General features: G+C 57.9%; 6 protein-coding genes and 1 tRNA gene. 2 read left to right on the top strand and 5 right to left on the bottom strand.

The window, feature by feature from the left end:
* The first annotated feature begins 355 nt into the window (after nucleotides 1–355).
* Nucleotides 356–1504 (top strand): BMP family ABC transporter substrate-binding protein, encoded by a 1149-nt coding sequence (locus RY831_RS02790; protein ID WP_326504800.1) that lies wholly within the window; start codon nucleotides 356–358, stop codon nucleotides 1502–1504.
* 285 nt (nucleotides 1505–1789) lie between these two features.
* On the opposite strand, the gene RY831_RS02785 is transcribed toward RY831_RS02790, so the two are convergent.
* The gene (locus RY831_RS02785) at nucleotides 1790–2332 is read right to left on the bottom strand and encodes a DUF2058 domain-containing protein (protein WP_326504799.1); all 543 of its coding nucleotides are present in this window, start codon (nucleotides 2330–2332) and stop codon (nucleotides 1790–1792) included.
* Nucleotides 2333–2455: 123 nt separating this feature from the next.
* On the bottom strand, nucleotides 2456–2683 hold the full coding sequence (locus RY831_RS02780) for a hypothetical protein (protein WP_326504798.1): 228 nt from the start codon (nucleotides 2681–2683) through the stop codon (nucleotides 2456–2458).
* 374 nt (nucleotides 2684–3057) lie between these two features.
* Between RY831_RS02780 and RY831_RS02775 the strand changes: the two genes are divergently transcribed.
* On the top strand, nucleotides 3058–3444 hold the full coding sequence (locus RY831_RS02775; protein WP_326504797.1) for a hypothetical protein: 387 nt from the start codon (nucleotides 3058–3060) through the stop codon (nucleotides 3442–3444).
* Between the two features lie 265 nt (nucleotides 3445–3709).
* Here the strand turns inward: RY831_RS02775 and RY831_RS02770 are convergent.
* From RY831_RS02770 to pepN, 3 genes are all read right to left on the bottom strand, one after another.
* Nucleotides 3710–3785 (bottom strand) — tRNA-Thr (locus RY831_RS02770).
* 180 nt (nucleotides 3786–3965) lie between these two features.
* The gene (locus RY831_RS02765) at nucleotides 3966–4967 is read right to left on the bottom strand and encodes a class 1 fructose-bisphosphatase (protein WP_326504796.1); all 1002 of its coding nucleotides are present in this window, start codon (nucleotides 4965–4967) and stop codon (nucleotides 3966–3968) included.
* Between the two features lie 157 nt (nucleotides 4968–5124).
* The gene (gene pepN / locus RY831_RS02760) at nucleotides 5125–7800 is read right to left on the bottom strand and encodes an aminopeptidase N (protein ID WP_326504795.1); all 2676 of its coding nucleotides are present in this window, start codon (nucleotides 7798–7800) and stop codon (nucleotides 5125–5127) included.
* Between the last annotated feature and the right edge of the window lie 21 nt (nucleotides 7801–7821).

Here is a 7821-nt window from a genome sequence, read left to right as displayed (position 1 = left end):
ATCCACCGGAACAGCAAAAACTCGCCGCCTGACGCCGCTATCCTTCAAGCCGCCATACACCAGTCTTGACACTAGCTCTTGATGCCCTATTACATGTGGCAAGGTGGTACTCGGACATAAGCGGCTATAAAACAGATGACTTACGGCCAGGGTGCCTGCCTGCTAGCCCGGCCGGTCTACATCCGACCATTATGCTGTCGCTAATATTGCTGCCGATATAAGAGCTATTCTTCAATAGCCCTATCGTTATCCGATGCTTACTCCAAGAATGAAGGCGTAGCCTTCGCTGGAGGAATGCGGCCGATACAGCCATCCTTTCCAGCGTTGAAAAACAATCACGTCAGGGAGGCAGGAGATGCACGGTACCAAAACAAGCGGATCACGGTGTGTGATGATGGTAGGCGCTCTACTGCTGGCGTCCGCCAACTGCAGTGCGTCGGAAGATACAAGGCGGGGTGACGACGCTTCCTCCAACCAAAGCAATACGGCCAAAGTCGGATTTGTTTACCTCGGTCCTGTTGGTGACGGCGGCTGGACATACTCGCATGACCAGGCGCGCATTCGGGTGGAATCCCTATTCAAAGGCAAAGTGGCGACCAGTTATCGTGCTGGCGTATCCACCGGCGCTGAAGCTGAAAAGGCGTTCAGAGAACTTGCTGCAAATGGACATCAGGTGATCTTCGGGACATCGTATGGCTACAAGGATGCGATGCTCAAGGTCGCAAAGGAATACCCGCAGGTCAAGTTCCATCATGTTGCGGGCGGCACGACGACTTCCAATCTGTCGGTGTACGAAGCCCGTACCTACGAGGCCGCATACCTAGCAGGGGTCCTTGCCGGTAAAGTCACAAAAACAGGCAAGCTGGGATTCGTGGCTTCGGTACCGGTACCTGAGGTGTACCGCAATATCAATGCCTTTACGTTAGGCGCACAATCGGTGAACCCGTCCGTGTCGACGCAAGTATCATGGGTCAACAGCTGGATCGACCCCAAGAAGGAGCGGGAAACGGCCGTTGAGCTCATCGACCAAGGGGCTGATGTGCTCATTCAAAATACCGACTCGCCCGCAGTGCTGAAAGCAGCGCAGGAAAGGGGAGTCAAGGCATTCGGCTGGAATTCAGACACCAAACATCACGGTATGACAGCCCATATCGGCTCGGCGGTCATCGACTGGGCTCCCTACTATGCGAAGGTTATCGCAAGCCAGCTAGAAGGCAGATGGAAGCAAGAAGCGGTATGGCTTGGCGCACGAAGCAATGTCGTTCGCCTTGTGTCCCCATCAGCAGCCTTGCCCCAGGAACTGTTACTCCTGCTTGGTGAAAAGACGCATGAACTTCGAGCGGGAAAACTTCATCCGTTCAAAGGGCCGGTGACGAACCGTGACGGAAACATCGAGATCGAAACCGGTGCGTTTCCGGACGATGATGCTCTGCGCAGAATGGACTACTTCGTCAAAGGGGTGCGGGTGAAAATGCCACCTGACAGCAACAAGAACGTCCATTGATCCATCCGCAATCACTGCGCTTCCTGAATCAGTGGTCAGGCGTAAAAGCCGCTGCGTGTCACTTCTGATTCTTTCTTCATGCTTTCTCCCGCTTACTCAGTGTATCAAACGGGAGTGTCCACAAATGGCAGGCTACCTCAGCCGAAGGTGGGTATGGTTCTACTGAGCATAAGGCGTACGAAGGCGACACAGTCAAATCCAGCCAACATCCGTTCCATGCGCTCAACGCCCCGCCTACCTTCGGAAACATGCGGCCCTCGCGAAGCTTCAACGACCCTGTTTCACCTACCAGGTGAAGTCGTCCGGAATCTGGAAGGCAGCATACGGGTCGTCGGCATCAGTCTCCGTATTGGTATTGGCCTTGTTCACCCTGACAACGAGCGAGGCATCGCGCTCGGCGATCTTGTCAGCGACAACCCGGGGCACCAGTTCCGCGGTATCGCCAAGGCAGACGATGGCAAGGTGCCCCGCGACCAAGTGCGACTGAACCGCAGCCGACACATAGATCCGCTCGACCTTGCTGCCGTGTGTGAAATGGTAGGCAATATCGCCGGCCCCTTTGCTCTGGCGATTTTTTTCCACCATCTGCACAATCTGCGCCATGATTGCTTTTTGCTTGGCGGCCGCGTCGCGCTGCGCATTGAGTTCCCGCGCCCGCTCGGCATTTTTTCGCTGTGTTTCCAAAGCCGCCACGCGCGCTTCGTCCACGCTCTGCGCGCCGCTCCGTAACTCGACCTTTTTCTGCCTGCTCTTCTCGTGATTCGCCTGTTTGACTTTCTTCTTGTCAACCAGGCCCGCCTTCAAAAGCTGCTCTTGCAAAGAAACCATGTTCTACTTACTCCGTAATAAGGCAACGTACCCGGCAATTGCCGCCAGCCATCGCGCTCGCGAGGAACGATTGCCTGCCGTCCCCGGGACAGCTTGAAACAGTCAACGTAATGCCCACGCAAATTATAACGGTGCCGTCGTTCTTATCACCGTGACGCGGCTGATGAGGAATTCACCATCGACCACGGTTCGATGAGGAACGCCAATAACGTTGAAACCCGGACCGCCGTCATCGAGCCAGCGCTGTGCCATGGGATCGAAGTCTTGTGGCTTCATGCGCAGCATCTGCGCGCTGATGACAAACGACGCGCCGGTCTTCTGCTTTCTTACCAGATCATCAAGGGAAGCCATACGTTGCCTTTCGTCTGTGGGAAGACGAATCATAAGGCAGTTTAGTTGCCGAAGTAATCGGTAATCACGCTGGATGGCTGTTTGGGAATTAACCAACGGCATGCAGATGGTTCTATCTTCCAGGGGGCTACTTCGGCGACTGCGGAGATATGTTTCTGCGACGGTACACCCATTCAACCGCTTTACTTTTGTCGAAAGAATGATGGTTGAGACATACGCTGATATCAAGAAAAATTTTGAAACATCCCATATGTCAGAGATTTCCTATGATTACATTTTGCATTAGACTACGTACGAGATAAATGACAAGCCTCCTCAGCCAGTCTTTCGCAGATAAAGCATAAGCTGCTGTGATGTGATGGGAGAAGGTATAGATGAATTCGACAAGCAATAACAACACGCGGGGCTATATTGCTCCGTCGTCACTGGCACCACAGATCGCTGCATATCAGAAGCAGTACTACATTTCGGTGCTTTTGGGAGCCATACTGTGCGGAATAATCACCTTCGCACATCTCGCCTTGTTCGGCGATCCAAAGAGTGGTGGCCTGAATCCGCTGCCAACACTATTTTCTATAGTAGCGGTTAGTATGCTGGTCCTTAGGCCGGTCGTTACACGCAGCGACCGACTACTTAAAAGTCAACTCTTACCATTCATTGGTAATGTTCCAGCAGAGTTTGGAACTATTCTTGCTGCTGCTAGGACAATCGACGATTCTACAATCCAGACGTCTGCAAAAAATTCCATTGTTATCAACTAATAGGGGCTGCCGTCTATGGCTACGGCGTCGCACTAGCCATACCGTTGCTCATCTTTACGCTAATTAAGCGTTAGTTAAAGTTGATTGCGCTGCCTTAAAAGCCCTCAAAGGTATTGGATATCATTTGGTGTCCAGACCTTAGTATCTTAAACCTCTACATATTGTCGGTGAGAAGCAGGGCTGCAGCCAAATTGAACGGTATGCAGGCATTAGAAATGCAAAAAGGCTATAACTCTTTGATTTTGAAGTTATAGCCTTACCGCATTGGTGCCGCTGACCGGAATCGAACTGGTGACCTTCGCATTACGAATGCGCTGCTCTACCGACTGAGCTACAGCGGCGACTCATGATCGAACATGCTTGCCGAAAGTCCTAAGTCATAGGAAGAGTCCGCTTCGGCAAGATATGTATTCTACAAAAATGTTTTCCGCCTCGCCAGACGGCGAAGCCTCCGTCCCTTAACCAAAAGCAAAACCTCCGCTTTCATCAAAAAGGTCCAAAGGCCCCGATACCCGGATGCATCACTCGTTGTGATACCCGGTCACCCGCTCCACTTCGTTCTTCGAACCGAGGAATACCGCCACCCGCTCATGCAGTTTCTGTGGCTGGATATCCAGGATGCGCTGCTTGCCATTGGTCGCCGCGCCGCCGGCCTGCTCGACGATGAAGGCCATCGGGTTGGCTTCATACATCAGGCGCAGCTTGCCCGGCTTGTCCGGTTCGCGGGCGTCGGCCGGGTACATGAAGATGCCGCCGCGGTTGAGGATGCGGTGTACGTCGGCGACCATGGAGGCGATCCAGCGCATGTTGAAGTTCTTGCCGCGCGGGCCGGTGTCACCGGACTGCAGTTCGTCGATGTAGCGCTTGACCGGCGGATACCAGTGGCGGGCGTTGGATGCATTGATCGCGTATTCCTTGGTCTCGGCCGGGATCTGCATGTCGCGCTGGGTGAGGACCCAGGAACCCATCTCGCGGTCGAGGGTGAAGCAGTTGACGCCGTCGCCGGTGGTGAGCACCAGCACGGTCTGCGGGCCGTAGACGGCGTAACCGGCGGCGACCTGCTTCACGCCGGGCTGCAGGAAGTCCTTCTCGGTCGGTTCCTTCATGCCTTCCGGCGCCTTCAGCACCGAGAAGATGGTGCCGATGGAGACGTTGACGTCGATGTTGCTGGAGCCGTCGAGCGGATCGAACAGCAGCATGTATTCGCCCTTGGGATACCGGTTCGGGATCGGGTGGATGGTTTCCATCTCCTCGGAGGCCATCGCGGCGAGGTGGCCGCCCCATTCGTTGGCTTCGAGCAGGATTTCATTGGAGAGCACGTCGAGCTTCTTCTGCACTTCGCCCTGCACGTTTTCGCTGCCGGCGCTGCCGAGCACTTCGCCAAGCGCGCCCTTGCTGACCGCGTGGCTGATGGTCTTGCAGGCGCGCGCAACGACTTCGATCAAAAGGCGCAGCTCGGCGGGGATGCTGTTGTGCAGGCGCTGCTCTTCGACCAGATATTGGGTAAGGCTTACTCGTTTCATAGCGATTCCATTGGTTTAATAATAGTTATGTGTTCTTGCCCGGCGACTCGGTTGTTCAAGCCTCCCTGCCGGCGCGGCTCCGATCGCGGCGGTGCCGCCCGACCGCCGCAGTGCAGGACATTCTGCCTTGCAACGGCCGTGCCGGTTTTGCCGCACATTAATGCGCGAGCGATTTGCTGATCACTTCATGCACGTCCTTCGACAGCGACTTGGTGGCGGCCACGCGCTGCAGCGCGGCGCGCATCCTGTCCTGCAGTTCCGGCGCGTACTTGCGCCAGCGGTCGAGGCTGCGAGCGAGGCGGGCGGCGACCTGCGGGTTGATCGTGTTGAGCGCGATCACTTGGTCGGCCCAGAACTCGTAGCCGCTGCCGTCGGGCGCATGGAACTGCGCCGGATTGCCGTTGCAGAAACTGAAGATCAGGCTGCGGGCGCGGTTCGGGTTCCTGAGGCTGAAGGCTGGATGGTTCATCAGTTCGCGTACCGCGGCGACATCGGTGTGGCGCGCCATGGCCTGCAGCGAGAACCACTTGTCGACCACCAGCGCTTCCTGCTTGAAGTCTTCATAGAAGCTGGCCAGCGCCGCGTCCTTGCCGGGTGCGTTGCTGTTGACCAGAGCCGACAGCGCGGCGATGCGGTCGGTCATGTTGTTGGCGTTGTCGTACTGGCTTTGGGCGAGCTTGTGGGCGTCGCCGTCGTCGAGCTCCACGATATAGGACAGCGCCAGGTTCTTCAGGCCGCGTTTGCCGGCAGACACCGGATCGGGACTGTAGGCGCCCGGGGTGCGGTTGGACTGGTAGGCGACTTCCCACTGGAAGCGCAGGGCCGATGCCAGTGCGCGCCGCAGGAAGCGCCGCACCTGGTGGATGGCTTGCGGATGCACCACGTCCATCTGTTCGGCGACCACGCTCTCAGAGGGCAGCGTCAGCGCAAGTTCGCAGAAGGCCGGATCGAGCGCGTTGTCGGTCAGCGTGGCACGGAAGGCCGCGCCGAGCGCGTTTTCGTCGGCGTTGCGGTCCAGGGCTTCGCCATTCTTCACGGCTTCGGTGAGCGCCAGCATGCGACGCATGGCCAGGCGCTGGCCGGCTTCCCAGCGGTTGAAGGCATCGCTGTCGTTGGCCATCAGGAAGGCGAGCTGGGCATCGGTGTATTCGATGTCAAGGATCACCGGTGCCGAGAAATTGCGCAGCACCGAGGGCACCGGCTCTTCGCGCACGTTGCGGAAGTGGAAGGTCTGGCTCGGTTCGGTCAGTTCGAGCACCATGGTGGTGGGCGCAACGCTTCTGTCATCGCCGCCTTCCACGCTGTCGAGCACCAGCGGCATGTCGCGGCCGCCACTGTCGAGCAGGCCGACGGCCACGGGGATATGGAAGGGCAGCTTGTTCGGCTGGCCCGGGGTCGGCGGGCAGGACTGCGTGAGCGTGATCATGTAGCTCTGGGCGACTTCGTCGTAGCGGGTCTCGACCTTGACGCGGGGCGTGCCGGCCTGGCTGTACCAGAGCTCGAACTGGCTCAGGTCGCGGCCGCCGGCGTCGGCCATCGCGGCGCGGAAATCGTCGCAGGTAACCGCTTGGCCGTCATGCCGCTGGAAGTACAGGTCCATGCCCTTGCGGAAGCCGTCGCGGCCGAGCAGGGTCTGGTACATGCGCACCACTTCCGAGCCCTTCTCGTAGATGGTGACGGTGTAGAAGTTGTTGATCTCGACGTAGGAATCGGGCCGCACCGGGTGCGCCATCGGGCCGGCGTCTTCCGGGAACTGGGCCTGGCGCAGCACGCGCACGTCTTCGATGCGCTTGACGGCTCGGCCGCTGTCGGTGCCGATCAGGTCGGCCGAGAATTCCTGGTCGCGGAAGACGGTAAGGCCTTCCTTGAGCGACAGCTGGAACCAGTCGCGGCAGGTAACGCGGTTGCCGGTCCAGTTGTGGAAGTATTCGTGGCCGACCACGGATTCGATGCCGGCATAGTCGGCGTCGGTGGCGATGCGCGGATTGGCCAGCACGAACTTGGTGTTGAAGATGTTCAGGCCCTTGTTTTCCATCGCGCCCATGTTGAAGTCGCCGACGGCGACGATCATGAAGCGGTCGAGGTCGAGTTCCAGCCCGAAACGCTCCTCGTCCCAGCGGATGCTGTTCTTCAGCGAATCCATCGCATGCTGGGTCTTGTCGAGATTGCCTTCCTCGACCCAGACCTGCAGCAGCACTTCGCGGCCGGACTGCAGCTTGTAGGTTTCTTCCTGGCATACCAGCTGGCCGGCGACCAGCGCGAACAGGTAGGACGGCTTCTTGAACGGGTCTTCCCATACCGCGTAGTGACGGCCGTCGCCGAGGTCGCCTTCCTCGATCAGGTTGCCGTTGGACAGCAGCACCGGATACTTGTCCTTGTCCGCGCGCAGCATCACCTTGTACGTCGCCATGACATCGGGGCGGTCGGGGAAGAAGGTGATCTTGCGGAAACCCTCGGCCTCGCACTGGGTGAAGAAGTTGCCGTTGGACGTGTAAAGGCCCATCAGCGAGGTGTTCTGGTTGGGACGCAGCGCGGTCTCGATGTCCAGCGTGACTTCGGCGGGCACGTTGAAGATTTCGAGAACGCCGTTGCCCAGGGTGTAGCCGCGCTTGCCGACTTCCTTGCCGTTCATGCGCAGTTGCACGAGTTCAAGACTTTCGCCGTACAGCACGAGACTCTTGCCGCGGCTACCGATATTGCGGCTGAGCGTCATGCGGGTGGCGACCCGGGTCAGGTCGGGATCAAGGTCGAAGCCCATTTCCACGGTATTGACCCAGTAGGAGGGCGGCGTGTAATCCTTGCGGTAGATGGCTTGGGGGGTGTCGGTACGCATAGGCTGATGGAATCAGGAGAT

It is taken from the genome of Noviherbaspirillum album (assembly GCF_035916955.1).
Taxonomy (GTDB): domain Bacteria; phylum Pseudomonadota; class Gammaproteobacteria; order Burkholderiales; family Burkholderiaceae_D; genus Noviherbaspirillum; species Noviherbaspirillum album.
Note: the sequence above shows the minus strand (reverse complement) of the source record. Positions and strands in the feature narration are given on the sequence as shown.